Source organism: Aestuariivirga sp. (assembly GCF_965227715.1).
In the GTDB taxonomy this organism is placed as follows: domain Bacteria; phylum Pseudomonadota; class Alphaproteobacteria; order Rhizobiales; family Aestuariivirgaceae; genus Aestuariivirga.
In genome coordinates, this window is the sequence record NZ_OZ245771.1 from 853,798 (window position 1) to 870,401 (window position 16,604).

Annotated in this window: 19 protein-coding genes; 3 read left to right on the top strand and 16 right to left on the bottom strand. The window is 60.6% G+C overall.

The genetic code is table 11. The features are described 5' to 3' along the window. Window positions 1-7 precede the first annotated feature (7 nt). The 16 genes from ACO06F_RS04145 to ACO06F_RS04220 are packed head-to-tail and all read right to left on the bottom strand — an operon-like array spanning window position 8 to window position 14,087. Window positions 8-1,525 carry an NADH-quinone oxidoreductase subunit M gene (locus ACO06F_RS04145; RefSeq protein WP_421696619.1) on the bottom strand — a complete coding sequence of 506 codons (1,518 nt, stop codon included), beginning with the start codon at window positions 1,523-1,525 and terminating at the stop codon, window positions 8-10. Beyond that, window positions 1,522-3,570 (bottom strand): NADH-quinone oxidoreductase subunit L, encoded by a 2,049-nt coding sequence (nuoL, locus tag ACO06F_RS04150; protein WP_421695427.1) that lies wholly within the window; start codon window positions 3,568-3,570, stop codon window positions 1,522-1,524. Before nuoL ends, ACO06F_RS04145 begins: the two co-directional genes overlap by 4 nt. Before the next feature lie 8 nt (window positions 3,571-3,578). Further along, window positions 3,579-3,887 (bottom strand): NADH-quinone oxidoreductase subunit NuoK, encoded by a 309-nt coding sequence (gene nuoK / locus ACO06F_RS04155; RefSeq protein WP_421695428.1) that lies wholly within the window; start codon window positions 3,885-3,887, stop codon window positions 3,579-3,581. Between the two features lie 3 nt (window positions 3,888-3,890). Continuing rightward, the gene (locus tag ACO06F_RS04160; RefSeq protein WP_421695429.1) at window positions 3,891-4,496 is read right to left on the bottom strand and encodes an NADH-quinone oxidoreductase subunit J; all 606 of its coding nucleotides are present in this window, start codon (window positions 4,494-4,496) and stop codon (window positions 3,891-3,893) included. 10 nt (window positions 4,497-4,506) lie between these two features. After that, window positions 4,507-4,995 carry an NADH-quinone oxidoreductase subunit NuoI gene (gene nuoI, locus ACO06F_RS04165; RefSeq protein ID WP_421695430.1) on the bottom strand — a complete coding sequence of 163 codons (489 nt, stop codon included), beginning with the start codon at window positions 4,993-4,995 and terminating at the stop codon, window positions 4,507-4,509. A gap of 7 nt (window positions 4,996-5,002) precedes the next feature. Next, on the bottom strand, window positions 5,003-5,242 hold the full coding sequence (locus ACO06F_RS04170; protein ID WP_421695431.1) for a hypothetical protein: 240 nt from the start codon (window positions 5,240-5,242) through the stop codon (window positions 5,003-5,005). Next, window positions 5,239-6,300, bottom strand: coding sequence for an NADH-quinone oxidoreductase subunit NuoH (gene nuoH / locus ACO06F_RS04175; protein ID WP_421695432.1), 1,062 nt, complete (start codon window positions 6,298-6,300; stop codon window positions 5,239-5,241). The genes ACO06F_RS04170 and nuoH overlap by 4 nt, the downstream gene beginning before the upstream one ends. Window positions 6,301-6,304: 4 nt before the next feature. Next, window positions 6,305-8,386 (bottom strand): NADH-quinone oxidoreductase subunit NuoG, encoded by a 2,082-nt coding sequence (gene nuoG / locus ACO06F_RS04180; protein WP_421695433.1) that lies wholly within the window; start codon window positions 8,384-8,386, stop codon window positions 6,305-6,307. Window positions 8,387-8,397: 11 nt separating this feature from the next. Next, complete coding sequence (locus tag ACO06F_RS04185) at window positions 8,398-8,853, bottom strand: DUF3291 domain-containing protein (RefSeq protein WP_421695434.1); 456 nt, start codon at window positions 8,851-8,853, stop codon at window positions 8,398-8,400. Then, a complete protein-coding gene (locus ACO06F_RS04190; protein WP_421695435.1) occupies window positions 8,840-9,145 on the bottom strand; it encodes a pentapeptide repeat-containing protein in 306 nt (101 codons plus the stop codon). The genes ACO06F_RS04185 and ACO06F_RS04190 overlap by 14 nt, the downstream gene beginning before the upstream one ends. Before the next feature lie 9 nt (window positions 9,146-9,154). After that, entirely contained in the window at window positions 9,155-10,462 is a 1,308-nt protein-coding gene (nuoF, locus tag ACO06F_RS04195; RefSeq protein ID WP_421695436.1) for an NADH-quinone oxidoreductase subunit NuoF, read from the bottom strand. A gap of 9 nt (window positions 10,463-10,471) precedes the next feature. Beyond that, complete coding sequence (gene nuoE / locus ACO06F_RS04200) at window positions 10,472-11,416, bottom strand: NADH-quinone oxidoreductase subunit NuoE (protein ID WP_421695437.1); 945 nt, start codon at window positions 11,414-11,416, stop codon at window positions 10,472-10,474. Beyond that, window positions 11,413-12,606, bottom strand: a complete 1,194-nt coding sequence (locus ACO06F_RS04205; RefSeq protein WP_421695438.1) for an NADH-quinone oxidoreductase subunit D — start codon at window positions 12,604-12,606, stop codon at window positions 11,413-11,415. The genes nuoE and ACO06F_RS04205 overlap by 4 nt, the downstream gene beginning before the upstream one ends. Beyond that, window positions 12,603-13,205, bottom strand: a complete 603-nt coding sequence (locus tag ACO06F_RS04210) for an NADH-quinone oxidoreductase subunit C (RefSeq protein ID WP_421695439.1) — start codon at window positions 13,203-13,205, stop codon at window positions 12,603-12,605. Before ACO06F_RS04210 ends, ACO06F_RS04205 begins: the two co-directional genes overlap by 4 nt. 1 nt (window position 13,206) lies before the next feature. After that, a complete protein-coding gene (locus ACO06F_RS04215) occupies window positions 13,207-13,731 on the bottom strand; it encodes a NuoB/complex I 20 kDa subunit family protein (protein WP_421695440.1) in 525 nt (174 codons plus the stop codon). Beyond that, on the bottom strand, window positions 13,722-14,087 hold the full coding sequence (locus ACO06F_RS04220; protein WP_421695441.1) for an NADH-quinone oxidoreductase subunit A: 366 nt from the start codon (window positions 14,085-14,087) through the stop codon (window positions 13,722-13,724). Before ACO06F_RS04220 ends, ACO06F_RS04215 begins: the two co-directional genes overlap by 10 nt. A 532-nt stretch (window positions 14,088-14,619) precedes the next feature. On the opposite strand from ACO06F_RS04220, the gene galE reads away from it, so the two are divergent. The 3 genes from galE to ACO06F_RS04235 all read left to right on the top strand — a co-directional run bounded on the left by galE (window position 14,620) and on the right by ACO06F_RS04235 (window position 16,575). Further along, window positions 14,620-15,630, top strand: coding sequence for a UDP-glucose 4-epimerase GalE (gene galE, locus ACO06F_RS04225; protein WP_421695442.1), 1,011 nt, complete (start codon window positions 14,620-14,622; stop codon window positions 15,628-15,630). A gap of 142 nt (window positions 15,631-15,772) precedes the next feature. Next, window positions 15,773-16,450, top strand: a complete 678-nt coding sequence (locus ACO06F_RS04230; RefSeq protein WP_421695443.1) for a hypothetical protein — start codon at window positions 15,773-15,775, stop codon at window positions 16,448-16,450. Continuing rightward, window positions 16,447-16,575, top strand: coding sequence for a hypothetical protein (locus tag ACO06F_RS04235; protein WP_421695444.1), 129 nt, complete (start codon window positions 16,447-16,449; stop codon window positions 16,573-16,575). Before ACO06F_RS04230 ends, ACO06F_RS04235 begins: the two co-directional genes overlap by 4 nt. Window positions 16,576-16,604 lie beyond the last annotated feature (29 nt).

A 16,604-nucleotide genomic window follows, 5' to 3' on the forward strand; every position in this document is an offset into this window, starting at 1 on the left:
CTGGTCCTTACTGCAGCGAGGCAGTCGCCAGCGCATGTGCTGCGGCGGCGGCGGCCTCGTTCAACGGCTTGATGATGGATTCGACCGAGGGGCCGAAAATGTTCAGGATCGGCGCGGGATAGGCGCCGAAGAACACGGTGAGCAGAATGAGCGGCAGAAGCGTTGCAAGCTCACGCGGGGTGATATCGGGCAAATGCATCAGCGCGGGCTTGGTCAGCTTGCCGAAGACCACGCGGCGGTAGAGCCAGAGCGCATAAGCCGCCGAGAGGATGACGCCTGAGGTGGCGACGAAGGCCACCCAGGTGTTCGCCTTGAACGCTCCCATGAGCGAGAGGAATTCGCCCACGAAGCCGCTGGTGCCGGGCAGGCCCACATTGGCCATGGTGAAGACCATGAAGATGAAGGCATAGAGCGGCATGTTGCTCACGAGCCCGCCATAGGCCGCAATCTCACGCGTGTGCATGCGGTCATAGACAACGCCCACACAGAGGAACAGCGCGCCGGAGACGAGGCCATGGCTGATCATCTGGAACATCGCGCCATCGATGCCCTGGCGGTTCAGGGAGAAGATGCCCATGGTCACGAAGCCCATGTGGGCGACGGAGGAATAGGCGATGAGCTTCTTCATGTCCTCCTGCATCAATGCCACCAGCGAGGTGTATACGATGGCAATCGCCGAGAGCGCGAAAACGAAGTCCTGGAAGTAGACGCTCGCGTCCGGGAACATGGGCAGCGAGAAGCGCAGGAAGCCGTAGCCGCCCATCTTCAGCAGGATGGCGGCAAGGATGACGGAGCCAGCGGTCGGTGCTTCCACATGCGCGTCCGGCAGCCAGGTGTGCACCGGCCACATCGGCATCTTCACGGCGAAGGAGGCGAAGAAGGCGAGCCACAGCCATTTCTGCGCTTCCGGCGTGAAGCCGGGGTTGGCGAGAAGCTGGGCAATGTCCGTCGTGCCGCTCGTCCAGTACATATAGATGATGGCGAGCAGCATGAGCACGGAGCCGAGCAGCGTGTAGAGGAAGAACTTGAAGCTGGCATAGACCCGGCGCGGGCCGCCCCAGATGCCGATGATCAGGAACATCGGGATCAGGCCTGCCTCGAAGAACAGGTAGAACAAGACGATGTCCAGCGAGCAGAATACGCCGATCATCAGCGTCTCGAGCACCAGGAAGGCGATCATGTATTCCTTCACCCGCTTGGTCACGAACCAGGAGGCGAGAATGCAGATCGGCATGAGGAAGGTGGTGAGGATGACGAAAGGCATGGAGATGCCATCGACACCCATGCGGTAGGTCGCGGCGCTACCCAGCCATGAATGTTGCTCCACGAACTGGAAACCCTGGGCATTGAAATCGAAGCCCGTCCAGATCAGGAGCGACAGGAGGAAGGTGACGGCCGTGGTCCAGAAGGCGCCCCAGCGGATGTTGCGCAAGGCCGTCTCATCCTCGCCCTTCACCATCAGGATGAAGAGCACGCCAAGAAGCGGCAGGAAGGTGACGACGGAAAGGATGGGCCAGCTCATCAGTGTGCGCCCCCGAACAGGAACCAGGAAATCAATGCGGCGACACCAATCAGCATGGCGAAGGCATAGTGATAGAGGTAGCCGGTTTGCAACCTGACCACGCCGCGCGTGACGTCCCCCACGACGGCTGTCACACCATCCGGCCCGAAACCATCAATCAGGAAGCCATCGCCCTTCTTCCACAGGAAGCGGCCGAGCCACATGGCGGGGCGGACGAAGATCGCATCATAGATTTCGTCGAAATACCATTTGTTGAGCAGGAAGCGGTAGAGGGGTTCATTCTGCGCAGCAAGCTTCTTCGGAAGCGAGGTGTCGCGGATGTAGAACACCCAGGCGATGACGAAGCCCAGCACCATGGCGATGAAGGGCGACCAGGCCACGATTTCGGGAACGGCCCCCTCCTCATGCATGGCATGCATCACCTCGCCATTGGCGAGCGACTTGCCCCAGAAGGCCACATAGTCGTGGCCGATAAAGTAGTCCTTGAACACGAAGCCCGCCGCCAGCGCGCCAATCGCAAGCACATAAAGCGGGATCAGCATGACATTGGGGCTTTCATGCACGTGTTCGAGAGTCTCGCGGTTTGCGTGCGAGGGCCCTGAGAAGGTCATGAAGGCAAGGCGCCAGGAATAGAAGGAGGTGCCAAGCGCCGCCAGCAGCAGCATCCAGAAGGCAAAGCCCCAGCCGGAAACCCAGGCTGCTTCCAGTATCGCGTCCTTGGAATAGAAGCCGGAGGTGAGCGGGAAGCCGGTGAGCGCCAGATTGCCGATAATCATCATCAGGAAGGTGATGCGGATCATGGGGCCCAAGCCCCCCATCTTGCGCATGTCCTGTTCGCCCGACATGGCGTGGATGACGGAGCCCGAACCCAAAAACAGCAGCGCCTTGAAGAAGGCATGGGTGAAGAGGTGGAACACGCCCGCACCATAGGCACCAACCCCAAGTGCCACGAACATATAGCCAAGCTGCGAACAGGTAGAATAGGCGATGACGCGCTTGATGTCGTTCTGGACGAGGCCCACGGAGGCCGCAAAGACGGCCGTGATCGCCCCGATGATGACCACGAAATCCTTGGCGTAAGGAGCGAGCTCGAACATGGGCGAGAGCCTGGCCACCATGAAGACGCCGGCCGTCACCATGGTGGCGGCGTGGATGAGGGCGGACACGGGCGTCGGGCCTTCCATCGCGTCCGGCAACCAGGTGTGCAGCAGGAACTGTGCCGACTTGCCCATCGCCCCCATGAAGAGGAGGAGGCAGAGCACCGTCAGTGTATCAGGCTCCCAGGACAGGAAATGCATGGTCTTGCCGGCAACGCCGGGTGCAGCCGCAAATATCGTATCGAAATCGACCGTTTGGAAAACCAGGAAGCAGCCGAAGATGCCAAGCGCAAAGCCGAAGTCGCCTACGCGGTTGACGATGAAGGCCTTCATGGCCGCGGCATTGGCCGTGTCGCGCGTGTACCAGAAGCCGATCAGCAGATAGGAGGCAAGGCCCACACCTTCCCAGCCGAAGAACATCTGGACCAGATTATCCGCCGTCACCAGCATCAGCATGGCGAAGGTGAAGAGCGAGAGATAGGCGAAGAAGCGCGGCTGATGCTCGTCGTGGCTCATATAGCCAAGCGAGTAAATGTGGACGAGTGCGGAAACAGTGTTCACCACCACCAGCATCACGGCGGTGAGCGTGTCGACGCGGATCACCCAATTGGCCTGCAGCGCGCCCGAATTGATCCAGGCAAGCACGGGGATCTTCACCACCTCAGCCTCGTGCAGGAAGCCGATGAAGACATACCAGGAGAGAATGGCGCCGAGGCAGAGCAGCGCCGTTGTCAGATACATGGGCCACATCGGGCCATGGTAATGTCCGCCATGGCCGTGGTCGTCATGGCCGTGGTCGTCATGGGCGTGCGCACTATGGGAATCGTGGTGGTGCGCGCCATAGACATCGGCGTCAGACCCGAGGCCCTTGAAGACCTTGGTACCGAGAAGGCCCGCGAGAAGTGCTCCGACGAGCGGCAGGAAGACGATGGCGGTTAAGACGGCGTGCATGGTTTCCGTCAGCCCTTCATGAGATTGATGTCTTCAACCGCGATGGTGCCGCGGTTGCGGAAGTAGGTGACGAGAATGGCAAGACCGATTGCCGCTTCGCCGGCGGCAACCGTGAGCACCAGAAGTGCAAAGACCTGGCCCACAAGGTCACCCAGGAATACGGAAAAGGCGACGAGGTTGATATTGACGGCGAGCAGGATCAGCTCGATCGACATCAGGATGACGATCACGTTCTTGCGGTTCAGGAAGATGCCGAAGATGCCGACGGTGAAGAGGATGGCGGCAACGGTCAGGTATTGCGAAAGGCCGATTTCCATGGCTCAGATCCCCTGCCCCGGCTTTACCTTGATGATCTCGACGGCGGTGGCGGGCGAACGGGCCACCTGTTCCGAGATGTTCTGGCGCTTGACGCCCACCTTGTGGCGAAGCGTGAGGACGATGGCGCCCACCATGGCGACCAGCAGCACGAGGCCGGCCACCTGGAAGTAGAAGAGGAAGTCCGTGTACAGAACGCGGCCCAGTGCTTCCGTGTTGGTGATGCCGGAAGGCATCGGCGCGGCGCGCGTCTGCAGGCTGGCGGGGGCAATCACCCAGCCGCCCACTGCAAGTGCCAGTTCCACCAGCACGATGAGGCCGATCACCGCCCCGATGGGCAGATAGTTCAGCATGCCCTGGCGCAGCTCGACGAAGTCCACATCCAGCATCATGACGACGAAGAGGAACAGAACCGCCACAGCGCCCACATAGACGACGACCAGGATCATCGCCAGGAACTCCGCCCCCAGCAGCACGAAGAGGCCCGCCGCGTTGAAGAAGCACAGGATGAGGAACAGCACGGAGTGGACCGGGTTTCTGGATGAAATCACCATCACCGCGGAGGCGACCGCGATGGCGGAGAAGAGGTAGAAGAACAGTGCGGTGACCATGTTGGCTCCTTCAGCGATAGGGCGCGTCGATCGCGATGTTCCGCGCGATCTCGCGTTCCCAGCGGTCGCCGTTGGCCAAGAGCTTCTCCTTGTCATAGAGCAGCTCTTCTCGGGTCTCGGTGGCGAATTCGAAATTGGGGCCGAGCACGATCGCATCAACCGGGCAGGCTTCCTGGCAATAGCCGCAATAGATGCACTTCACCATGTCAATGTCATAGCGGGTGGTGCGCCTCGTGCCGTCATTGCGGCGGGGGCCTGCCTCGATGGTGATGCAGACGGCGGGGCATACGGCCTCGCACAGCTTGCAGGCGATGCAGCGCTCTTCCCCGCTCGGATACCGGCGAAGCGCATGCTCCCCCCGGAAGCGCGGTGACAGCGGACCCTTCTCGTTCGGGTAGTTGATGGTCGCCTTGGGCGCAAAGAAATAGCGCATCGCCAGCACCGTGGCGGTGACGAATTCCTTCAGGAACAGCGAGCGTGCGGCTTGTGCGACTCTCATTTTGGCTTCACCCGAACATTGATGTCATGCGGTTGCCCAGGAGATAGCCCAGGACCGGCATGAGTATGAGACATTGGAACTGCACCACCGCCATGATGGTGGATGGGCTCAGCCCCTGGCTTTGCGTGGTCTTGGCCTTCTCATAGCGCCAGCGCAGCGCGGGGTAGGCCGATTGCTTCACCAGCACCAGCTCCGCCATGCCCAGCCCGAGGAAAATGAGCGCACCAATGATGCCAGCCAAGCTCATGGCGCCCATCCGAACGTCACGAGCACACCGGCCGTGAGTGCCACCCAGAACAGCGAAATGGGCAGGAACACTTTCCAGCCCAGCCGCATCAGCTGGTCATAACGGTAACGCGGCACGATGGCCTTCACCATGGCGAACATGAAGAAAACGAAGACCAGCTTGAGGAAGAACCAGATGATGCCCGGCACCCAGTTGAGCGGCGGCACATCGATTGGCGGGAGCCAGCCCCCCAGGAACAGGATGGTCGTCATCGCGCACATCAGCACGATGGCCACATATTCGCCGAGCATGAACAGGAGATAGGGCGTGGAGGAATATTCCACCATGAAGCCCGCCACGAGTTCCGATTCCGCTTCCACCAAATCAAAGGGCGGGCGGTTCGTTTCCGCCAGGGCGGAAATGAAGAAGATGATGAACATCGGGAAGAGCGGGATGAAATACCAATCCAGGAAGGAACCGGGCAGACCCAGCATGGTGCCGAGGCCCGTGTGCTGCGAACGCACGATCTCGGTCAAGTTCATCGAGCCCGCACAGAGCAGGACGGTGACGATCACAAAGCCGATCGAGACTTCGTAAGACACCATCTGTGCCGCCGAACGAAGTGCCGAGAGGAAGGGATATTTCGAGTTTGACGCCCAGCCGCCCATGATGACGCCATAGACGCCCAGGGATGACAACGCGAAGAGATAAAGAATGCCGACATTGATGTCGGACACTACCCACTTGCCCTCAACCAGCCCGAAGAACGAGCCTTCGGAGACGGGCACCACGGCCCAGGCGGCAAGCGCCAGCGTGGCAGTGACCAGCGGTGCAATGATGAAGACGCCCTTGTTGGCGCCATCGGGGATCACCACTTCCTTCAAGGCAAATTTGATCAGGTCCGCAAAGGACTGGAACAGACCCCAGGGACCGACGACGTTAGGGCCACGGCGCATCTGCACCGCCGCCCATATCTTGCGGTCGGCCCAGAGCAGATAAGCGACGATGAACAGCAGCGCTGCCATGAAGCCGAAGCTCACGGCGGCAAAGAACAGAAGGGTGAGAAGCGCCTCGGTCATCTTGTTACTCCGCGGCCTCCAGATTGCGCACATTCTTGAGAGCCGAGCATTCGGCCATGGTCTTCGAGGCGCGGGCGATCGGGTTGGTCATGTAGAAATCGGTGACGGGCGAGCGGAAAGGCTCCGCCGACATGGCTCCTTCCGCCTTGCCGAGGTCTGCCAGTTCCGCGGTGGGAGCTGCTGTCAGCTGGTCGATCCGCATCAGCTGCGGAGCCACCTTGTACATCTGGGCGCGCAGCTCTTCGAGATTATTCCACGGGAGAGCATTGCCGAGAGACTCCGACAGCGCCCGGAAGATCGCCCAGTCCTCGCGGGCGTCACCCGGCGGGAAGGACGCGCGCTGCGTCATCTGCGGGCGGCCTTCGGTGTTGACGTAAGTCACGTGCTTTTCGACGTAAGCCGCGCCCGCGAGGATCACATCCGCACGGTGGGCGCCGGCATCGCCGTGGGTTCCGGCATAGACCACGAAGGCCGAACCCAGCTCCTGCGTGTCGATCTCGTCAGCCCCGATCAGAAACAGAATGTCGAGGCCGCCCGTCCTGGCGGCTTCCAGCATTTCGCGGGTGGTCTTGCCACCATCGTTGCCGGGAAGTGCACAGACATCGAGCGCACCGACGCGGCCCGCCGCCGTATGCAGGACGTTGAAGCCATTCCAGCCATCCTTGATCGCGCCGAGCTTCTCCGCCGCGCGATAGGCCGCTGCGAGAACCTCGGGGCCATCGGCCCGGGCAACGGCCCCCTGCCCCACGATCACCAGGGGCTTCGCCACGGCTGCCTGGTCCGAGGCGAGGAAGTGGGAGAGCGTCTCAGGGCCTGCGCCCAGATAGCTGTAGGGATAGGTCAGATCCGCACGCTCGCCGATCACGCTGATGGTGCAGCCGCCCTTGAGCAGCCGCTTGCGGATGCGCGCATTGAGAACCGGAGCCTCAAGGCGCGGATTGGTGCCGATGAGGAGGATCGAGTCAGCCTCGTCAATGCCGGCGATGCCGCTGTTGAAGAGATAACCGGCGCGGCCACCGCTTTCGCCCAGGGGCGAACCATCCTGACGGCAATCAATGTTCTTGATGCCGAACTGATCGGCGAACTGGCGCAACGAGAAGGCTTCTTCTGCCGCGACGAGATCGCCCAGGATGATGCCAATGCGGTCAGGGCTCGTGCCCTTCATGCGCTGGGCGATGCGGAGGAAGGCTTCAGGCCAGTTCGCGGGCCGGAGCTTGCCGATTTCGCGCACATAAGGCCGGTCCAGCCGCTGCGCCTTCAGCCCGTCCCAGACGAAGCGCGTCTTGTCCGAGATCCACTCCTCATTCACGTCTTCATGGGTGCGGGGAAGAATGCGCATCACCTCACGGCCGCGGGCATCCACGCGGATGCTGGAGCCCACCGCGTCCATCGCGTCGATGGTTTCGGTCTTCCGCAGCTCCCAGGGCCTGGCCTTGAATTCGTAAGGGGCAGACACCAGAGCGCCCACCGGGCACAGATCAATGATGTTTCCCTGAAGCTCGGAGGAAATGGCGCGATTCAGATAGGTGGTGATCTCCATGTCCTCGCCGCGGCCCGTGGCACCCATCTGCTCGATGCCGGCGACTTCGGTCGTGAAGCGCACACAGCGCGTGCACTGGATGCAGCGGTTCATGTGGGTGGAGACGAGCGGGCCCAGATATTTGTCTTCGACGGCCCGCTTGTTTTCATGGAAGCGGTTCTTGTCGATGCCATAGGCCATCGCCTGGTCCTGCAGGTCGCATTCGCCGCCCTGGTCGCAGATCGGGCAATCGAGCGGGTGGTTGATGAGCAGGAATTCCATCACGCCTTCGCGCGCCTTCTTCACCATCGGCGTCTTGGTGAAAACCTCCGGCGGCTCGCCATTGGGGCCGGGGCGCAGGTCGTTGACGGACATGGCGCAAGACGCTTGCGGCTTCGGCGGCCCGCCCTTCACTTCAACGAGGCACATGCGGCAGTTGCCGGCAATCGACAGGCGCTCGTGATAGCAGAAACGCGGCACCTCGGCGCCCGCTTGCTCGCAGGCCTGCAGCAGGGTCAGCCCGTTCTCGACTTCGATCTCTGTGCCGTCGATCTTGATTTTTGGCATCTGTCTATTCCTCACGCACAGCGGAGCGTCCGCATGCGTTGTTCATCCATTATTTCTGTCCAGCCGAAGGCCTCTTCCGAGGGGCCTTCCGACTCAAATCTCTGCAGGCGCGAATAGGCCTCGTCGAGCGAAGGGCGATGGCCCTCGGGCACCCACCACAGCACGAAATGCGGCTTCTCCATCAGATCGAACCAAGCTTCGCGCTTCTTGTAGAACTGCACGTGCACGGTTTTGAACACATAGGTCTCAAGCGACTTGGCGTCCGCCCAGACGGAGAGGTTCACGGCCATGTCTTCGCCAACCCGGAATTCGGTGGCGTTGTTGTTGTCACCTTTCAGGCGCCAGACGAAGCCGGGCGAGCGTTCGGCAATGGCGTTCACGCGGTCCAGATTGTCCATGAACTCGGCCATGCGCGGATCGCTGACCGGGTGCTTGAACCTGCCGATGTTCAGTTCAGCGAGATGCATTCCTGGCCTCGTATGCATCGAGCAAGTCTTGTACCGCGATGCCATTGATGGTTGCGCCCGTCCAGCGGCAATTGTTGAACGCCACAGCGGAGAGATTGGAAGCGTCCACCTTCGTTCCAGCCAGGTTGACGTCGTTGATGCGCCATCCCGAGAGATTGCAATCATCGAATGAAGCGCCCGCGAAGTTGATCTGCTTGAGATCCGAGCCAGACAGATTGGCATCGACGAATTTCGATCCCGACAGATTGGCGTCGTTCACATCAAGCAGCTCGGTTACGCTGTGCAGCTTCATCTCTGGCTCCTACTCCGCCGCGATACGGCGCACCGCGCCGTCATGGTCCGGGTTGGCCGCATATTGGTCAATGCGCTCTTCGATCACATGGCGGAAATGAGCAATCAGACCCTGGATTGGCCAGGCTGCAGCATCTCCGAGCGCACAGATCGTATGGCCCTCGATCTGCTTGGTCACGTCCAGCAGCATGTCGATTTCGCGCTTTTCGGCGCGGCCCTCGGCCATGCGCGTCATTACCCGCCACATCCAGCCTGTGCCTTCGCGGCAGGGCGTGCACTGGCCGCAGCTCTCGTGCTTGTAAAAATAAGCAAGCCGGGCGATCGCCTTGATGAGGTCGGTCGACTTGTCCATCACGATCACCGCTGCCGTGCCCAGGCCCGAGCGCAGCTTCGACAGCGAGTCGAAATCCATCGGCGTGTCCATGATCTGTTCGGCAGGCACCATGCGCACCGAGGAGCCCCCGGGGATGACGGCAAGCAGGTTTTCGAAGCCGCCGCGCACGCCACCGGCGTGGCGTTCGATCAATTCGCGGAAGGGAATGCCAAGTTCTTCTTCCACCACGCAAGGCCGGTTCACATGCCCTGAGATGCAGAAGAGCTTGGTGCCCGCATTGTTCGGGCGCCCGATGGAATTGAACCAGGTGGCGCCGCGCCGCATGATGGTGCCGGCAACCGCAATCGACTCCACATTGTTCACCGTGGTCGGCGCGCCATAGAGGCCCACATTCGCTGGGAATGGCGGCTTCATGCGCGGCTGGCCCTTCTTGCCCTCGATCGATTCGAGCATGGCCGTCTCTTCGCCGCAGATATAGGCGCCCGCGCCATGGTGGACGATGATGTCAAAGTCCCAGCCATTGAGGTTGTTTTTGCCGATCAATCGCGCCTCATAGGCCTGATCCACCGCGGCCTGAAGGTGTTCGCGCTCACGGATGAACTCGCCGCGCACATAGATCACCGCCGTGTGGCAGCCCATCGCCGCACCGGCCAAGAGGCTGCCCTCGACCAGGAGATGCGGCTCATGGCGGAGGATTTCGCGGTCCTTGCAGGTGCCCGGCTCAGATTCATCGGCATTGACGACCAGGTAATGCGGGCGCTCGCCAATCACCTTCGGCATGAAGGACCATTTGAGACCCGTGGGGAAGCCCGCGCCACCACGGCCGCGGAGGCCCGAGGCCTTGATCTCGTTGATCATCCAGTCGCGGCCATTGGCGATGAAGCCTTTGGTGCCGCTCCAGCAGCCACGCTTTTTCGCACCTTCGAGGCCCCAGTCATGGAAGCCGTAGATATTGGTGAAGATGCGGTCCTTGTCAGCGAGCATTGCTCTGCCTCACTTCTTCGGCTTGTTGGCGTCATTGGCGGAGGAGATCGAAGACGTCTCCTTCACGCCGTCTGGCGTTGCACGGATGATGTTGGTTTCGGTCTTGGCCTTGGAGTCCATCACCGCGCCTGCGGCCTGCTCCTTCTTCTCGGCTGCCGCCTTCTGGGCATCGGTGGCGGCGGACGCGGGCGTAGGCGGGCGGATCTCTTCAGACTTGGGCGCCGCCGGTGCGGGAGATGGCGTGCCGGCGGGCGGCGTAACGCCTGAAGGGGTGCCCGCAGCAGCAGAGGGTGCCGGTGGCGGCGGTGGCGGAGCTTCGACGCGGGTGAACACCCGGTTGCCGTCATACAGCAATGTATCGGTGAGCGTCGTCGGCCCTCCGAATGGCGCTGCCATGTGGCGGTCAATCTGCGGGCCGGCCTTCAACTTGCGGCCTGCGGCGAGGTCGTCGATCAGCTTCTCGAGCGTCGCCGGTGTCAGGTCCTCATAGGTGTCCTTGAAGATCTGGACCATGGGAGCATTCACGCAGGCGCCGAGACACTCGACCTCTTCCCAGGAGAATTTGCCGTCATCGGAGATGTGGTGCTGCTCGTGGTGGATACGATTCTGACAAACCGACTTCAGCTCCTCCGCACCGCGCAGCATGCAGGGCGTGGTGCCGCAAACCTGAATGTGAGCGACCTTCCCCACCGGCTGCAGCTGGAACATCGTGTAGAAGGTAGCGACCTCGAGCACGCGGATATAGGCCATGTCGAGCATGTTCGCGACATATTCGATCACCGGCTTCGAGACCCAATTGTCATTCTGCTCCTGGGCGCGCCAGAGCAGCGGGATCACCGCGGAAGCCTGTTTGCCCGCGGGGAATTTCGCAACGGTCTGCTTGGCCCAGGCAAGGTTCTCCGCAGTGAAGGCGAAGCTGTCGGGCTGGATGGCATGAAGACGACGGACGCTCACCGGTCCACCTCACCAAAAACAATGTCGAGAGAGCCGAGCACGGCGGACACATCCGCCAGCATGTGGCCGCGGCAGATGTGATCCATTGCCTGGAGATGCGCAAAGCCGGGTGCGCGCAGCTTGCAGCGATAGGCCTTGTTGGTGCCATCGCTCACAAGATAGACGCCGAACTCACCCTTGGGCGCTTCAACCGCGGCATAGACCTCGCCCGGCGGCGTGTGGAAGCCTTCGGTATAGAGCTTGAAGTGGTGGATCAGCGATTCCATGGACCGCTTCATCTCACCGCGTTTCGGCGGGACGACCTTGCCATCCTTATTGGAAACAGGCCCGGTGCGTTCGGTTCCAAGCAGCCGGTTTACGCATTGCTTCATGATCTTTACCGACTCCCGCATTTCCTGCATGCGGATCAGGTAACGGTCATAGCAATCGCCGTTCTTGCCGATGGGAATGTCGAAGTCCATCTCGTTATAGCATTCGTAGGGCTGGGCCTTGCGAAGGTCCCATGCGGCACCGGAGCCTCTCACCATGACGCCCGAGAAACCCCACTCGAAACATTCCTTCAACGAGACGACGCCGATGTCGACGTTGCGCTGCTTGAAGATCCGGTTATCGGTGAGCAGGCCTTCAATATCGTCCAGCACCTTGTTGTGGTGGTCGCAGAAGACGCCAATATCCTCGATCAGCTCCGGCGGCAGATCCTGGTGCACGCCGCCCGGCCGGAAATAGGCCGCATGCATGCGCGAACCGGAGGCCCGCTCATAGAACACCATCAGTTTCTCGCGCTCTTCAAAGCCCCACAGCGGCGGCGTCAAGGCGCCCACGTCCATCGCCTGGGTGGTGACGTTCAGGAGATGCGAGAGCAACCGGCCGATCTCGGAATAAAGCACGCGGATCAGCTGCCCGCGCTTCGGCACCTCAAGCTCCAGCAGCCGTTCGATTGCCAGGCACCAGGCATGTTCCTGGTTCATCGGCGCCACATAGTCGAGACGGTCGAAATAGGGAACGGCCTGCAGATAAGTCTTGTATTCGATCAGCTTCTCGGTGCCACGGTGAAGCAACCCGATATGCGGGTCGACACGGGTGCAGACCTCGCCATCGAGTTCAAGCACCAGGCGCAGCACGCCGTGGGCAGCAGGGTGCTGCGGCCCGAAGTTGATGGAGAAGTTGCGGACGGAGGAGGTATCGGTCACGGCTTCGCCTTTTCATCGCCGGGGAGAAGGTAGTCAGGTCCCTCCCACGGGCTCAAATAATCGAATGCGCGGAATTCCTGGGTGAGCTTCACCGGCTCATAGACCACGCGCTTGGCCTGATCGTCCCAGCGCACCTCAACATAGCCGGTGAGCGGGAAATCCTTTCGCAGCGGGTGGCCGGCAAAGCCATAGTCGGTGAGAATCCGGCGCAGGTCGGGGTGGCCGGAGAACAGGATGCCATAGAGGTCGAAGGCCTCGCGCTCGAACCAATTGGCGGCGGGGAAGACGGAGATGACGGACGGCACGGCCGTCTCCTCATCAGTCCGCACCTTCACCCGGATGCGGCGGTTCTTGTAAGGCGCCAGCAGGTGATAGACGACATCGAAGCGCTGCTCACGATCGGGGTAATCAACCCCGCAAATATCAATGAAGCAGATAAAGCCGCAGGTCTCGTCATCCCGCAGGAAGCTCAGCACGCGGATGATCTCTGCGGCCTCTGCCTCCAGCGTCAATTCGCCGAATTGGAGCGTCATGCCGGTGATGGCGCTGCCAAGTTTGGAAGCCGCGTAGTCGCCCAGGTCTTGCAAGGTCTCAGCCATGTCAGCGCTCGATCGTTCCGGTGCGGCGAATCTTCTTCTGCAGCTGCAGCACGCCGTAAATCAGGGCTTCCGCCGTGGGCGGGCAGCCCGGCACATAGATGTCCACCGGCACGATGCGGTCGCAGCCGCGCACCACGGAATAGGAATAGTGATAGTAACCGCCGCCATTGGCGCAAGAGCCCATGGAGATGACGTAGCGCGGCTCCGGCATCTGGTCATAAACCTTGCGCAATGCGGGCGCCATCTTGTTGGTCAGCGTTCCGGCCACGATCATCACGTCCGACTGGCGCGGCGAGGCGCGCGGCGCAAAGCCGAAGCGCTCCAGATCCCAGCGCGGCATGGACGCCTGCATCATTTCGACCGCGCAGCAGGCAAGCCCGAATGTCATCCACATGAGAGAGCCCGTGCGGGCCCAGTTGATGAGGTCATCGGAGGCGGTGACGAGGAATCCCTTGTCGGCCAGCTCAGCATTGACGGTTGTGAAGAACTCGCGCTGCTCGGGGGTCGCCTTATCGATCAATCCCATTCGAGAGCTCCTTTTCTCCACTCATAGATAAAGCCGATCGTCAGAACCCCCAAGAAGATCATCATGGACCAGAAGCCAAACACGCCAACTTCCTTGAGCGATATCGCCCAGGGGAACAGGAAGGCCACTTCAAGGTCGAAGATGATGAAGAGGATGGATACCAGGTAGAATCTCACGTCGAACTTCATGCGTGCGTCATCGAAGGCATTGAAGCCGCACTCATAGGCCGACAGCTTTTCAGGGTCCGGATTGCGGATCGTGATCAGAATCGGCGTGATCATCAGGATCAGGGAGAAGCCCAGCGCCACCCCGAGAAAGATGACGACAGGCAGATATTCTCTCAACAGTTCAGGCATGTGCTCTCGCCTCTCAGTCCGCCGGGGTGACGGACAAGAATCCGCCGCTTGGTAGCGCACCGCCCCCGCCCCCGCAAGTTATTCGGCACAGTTGTGAATGCGCTGCGACAAGTGTTGCACAAACAATGCGCAACGTCACCTCATTACAATTTTAAGTTTAACTGGCAGCATTTGCCTGCTTGCGCGAGATCCCAGGGTTGCATAGATTACGCTGCTAACAAACAACGGTCCACCCCTACCTCCAGTTTAGTTAAGGCCCGAAACCACCCTTTACCTGCCTTAGCACCCCTCGACTGCATTCACGGAGCTTAACGATATCGATTGCGATGTGACTGGCACAGACATCGACCAATCCACCTCCGGCATCCTCCACCCTGCGCGCGTCGGGCCGGTGAAGACCAAGATGGACATGCGGCCATCCAGCTCAACGGAATTTACGGGTTCTTTTGCGAAATCGCCGAACTGGCGGAGGGTGACAGTCCTGCCCCGCTCATGCTTACTTCCCTAAAAATCACTTGAGCAGGTTGAGCAGATGAGCAGATTTCTGATTACTGGAGGTGCAGGGTATATTGGGAGCCATGCGGCAAAGCACCTCGCTGAAGCTGGTCATGAGGTGATGGTCTACGACAATCTCAGCCGCGGCCACCGTGACCTCGTCCGGTGGGGACCGCTGATCGCTGGCGACATCCGGGATACAGACCGGCTGCGCGAGGCGCTCCGCAGCTTCCGGCCGGACGCCGTCATTCATTTCGCCGCCTTTGCCTATGTCGGCGAGTCCGTTGCGCAGCCGGGGCTTTATTACGAGAACAATGTTGCCGGCACGCTGTCCCTCCTGCAGGCCATGACCTCTGCAGGAGCAGACAATCTGATCGTGTCTTCAACCTGCGCGACCTACGGCCAGCCGGAGAGCATGCCCATCACCGAAGACACGGTTCAGCGCCCCCTCAACCCCTATGGCCAGTCGAAACTGATGATGGAGCAAGTCTGTGCAGACTTCGGCAAGGCGCACGGATTGCGTTCCATGGCGCTGCGCTATTTCAATGCCTGCGGCTGCGATCCCGATGGCGAGACGGGCGAACGCCACGATCCGGAGCCGCATCTCATTCCCCGCGCCTTGATGGCCGCCGATGGCGACATCGCCATGCTTGAGGTGTTCGGCGGCGATTACGGTACACCCGATGGTACTTGCATTCGGGATTACATTCACGTCAGCGATCTTGCATCAGCGCACATGGCGGCGGCCCTGCACCTCATGGAGGGCGGCGAACCACAGTCCCTCAACCTTGGGACAGGACAAGGCATCAGCGTGCGTGACATCATCGAGGCCACGGAGCGGGTGACCGGCCTTCCCGTGCCGCACCGCATTTCACCGCGGCGCATGGGCGATCCAGCCGAGCTGGTTGCCGCTCCGGGGCGGGCAAACAAAGTCCTCAACTGGTGGGCACAGCACAGCGCGATCGACCATATCATCTCGACCGCATGGGCATGGCACAGGAAGGAGCGCGAACGAAGCTGCTCGCCACGCTCGGCAATCAGTGCTTGATATCCATGGGCCTGCCAGTTCCGGCGATTTGCGCAGGCCCGGAATAGCAGAGGTTTTCTGCTCCGCTCAGGCCCACCGGACTCAAGATCTGCCCGGCGGCCGCATCCTGAAACAAGAGATGCCGGATTGCCACGAGAGCCACATGGTAGACCAGAACACCATAGTTGAACGGCCAATCATCCTTACCGACATCTTGGTCGATGAAATGATCAACGGCAGGAAGACCCAAACTCGTCAGATCATCAAGAGCAATCAGCATGGCGGTTTGTTTAGTGGAGATGGGGACGATAGCTCCGTTCTCGATCCCATCAATGATGAATGGCGACAGCGCGAAGTTGGCTACTCTGTGGGAGACCGCCTGTGGATCCAGGAGGATTTCACCTTTTCTTCGCAGGTGTTCGCGACCGGACATTACTGTGAAATTCAATATCTGGATGGAGCAATTCGGGAACTCCATCCCACCTCTGGGGATATTCCAAAGGAAGAGCTGCCAACATATTTCCGCATGTGGGATCGAGCCGCAAAAGCGAAAAACTGCTCTATCGGTGTTCCCGCGATCCAAATGCCTCGTTGGGCTTGCCGAATCAAACTTGAGGTGACCGACGTTCGGGTCCAAAGGCTGCAGGATATCAACAAGGAGGATGCGATGGCGGAGGGGATGACATGGCCGTCGCCGCTTTTGGGAGTTCCCCGCGCTGCCGATAGCTACTTTGATCCGGCGGCGAGCTTCTGCGCGTTCTGGAATTCCATTCATGGCCCTGATGCTTGGGATGCCAATCCTTGGGTGGCGGCACTTACGTTTAGAGGATGGAGCAGATGACTGCAGTCCACTTCAATGCAGCGGGGATGAGCGGCAATGCCCAGCCCGCCATAGAGCGGAACAACAAACTTTTTGCCGTTCGTGTCGATCTTATGGTGCACGAACTCGAAAGATTTTGCTCGTGATGTGTTGAAACCCCTTCGAGCCTTTCGAA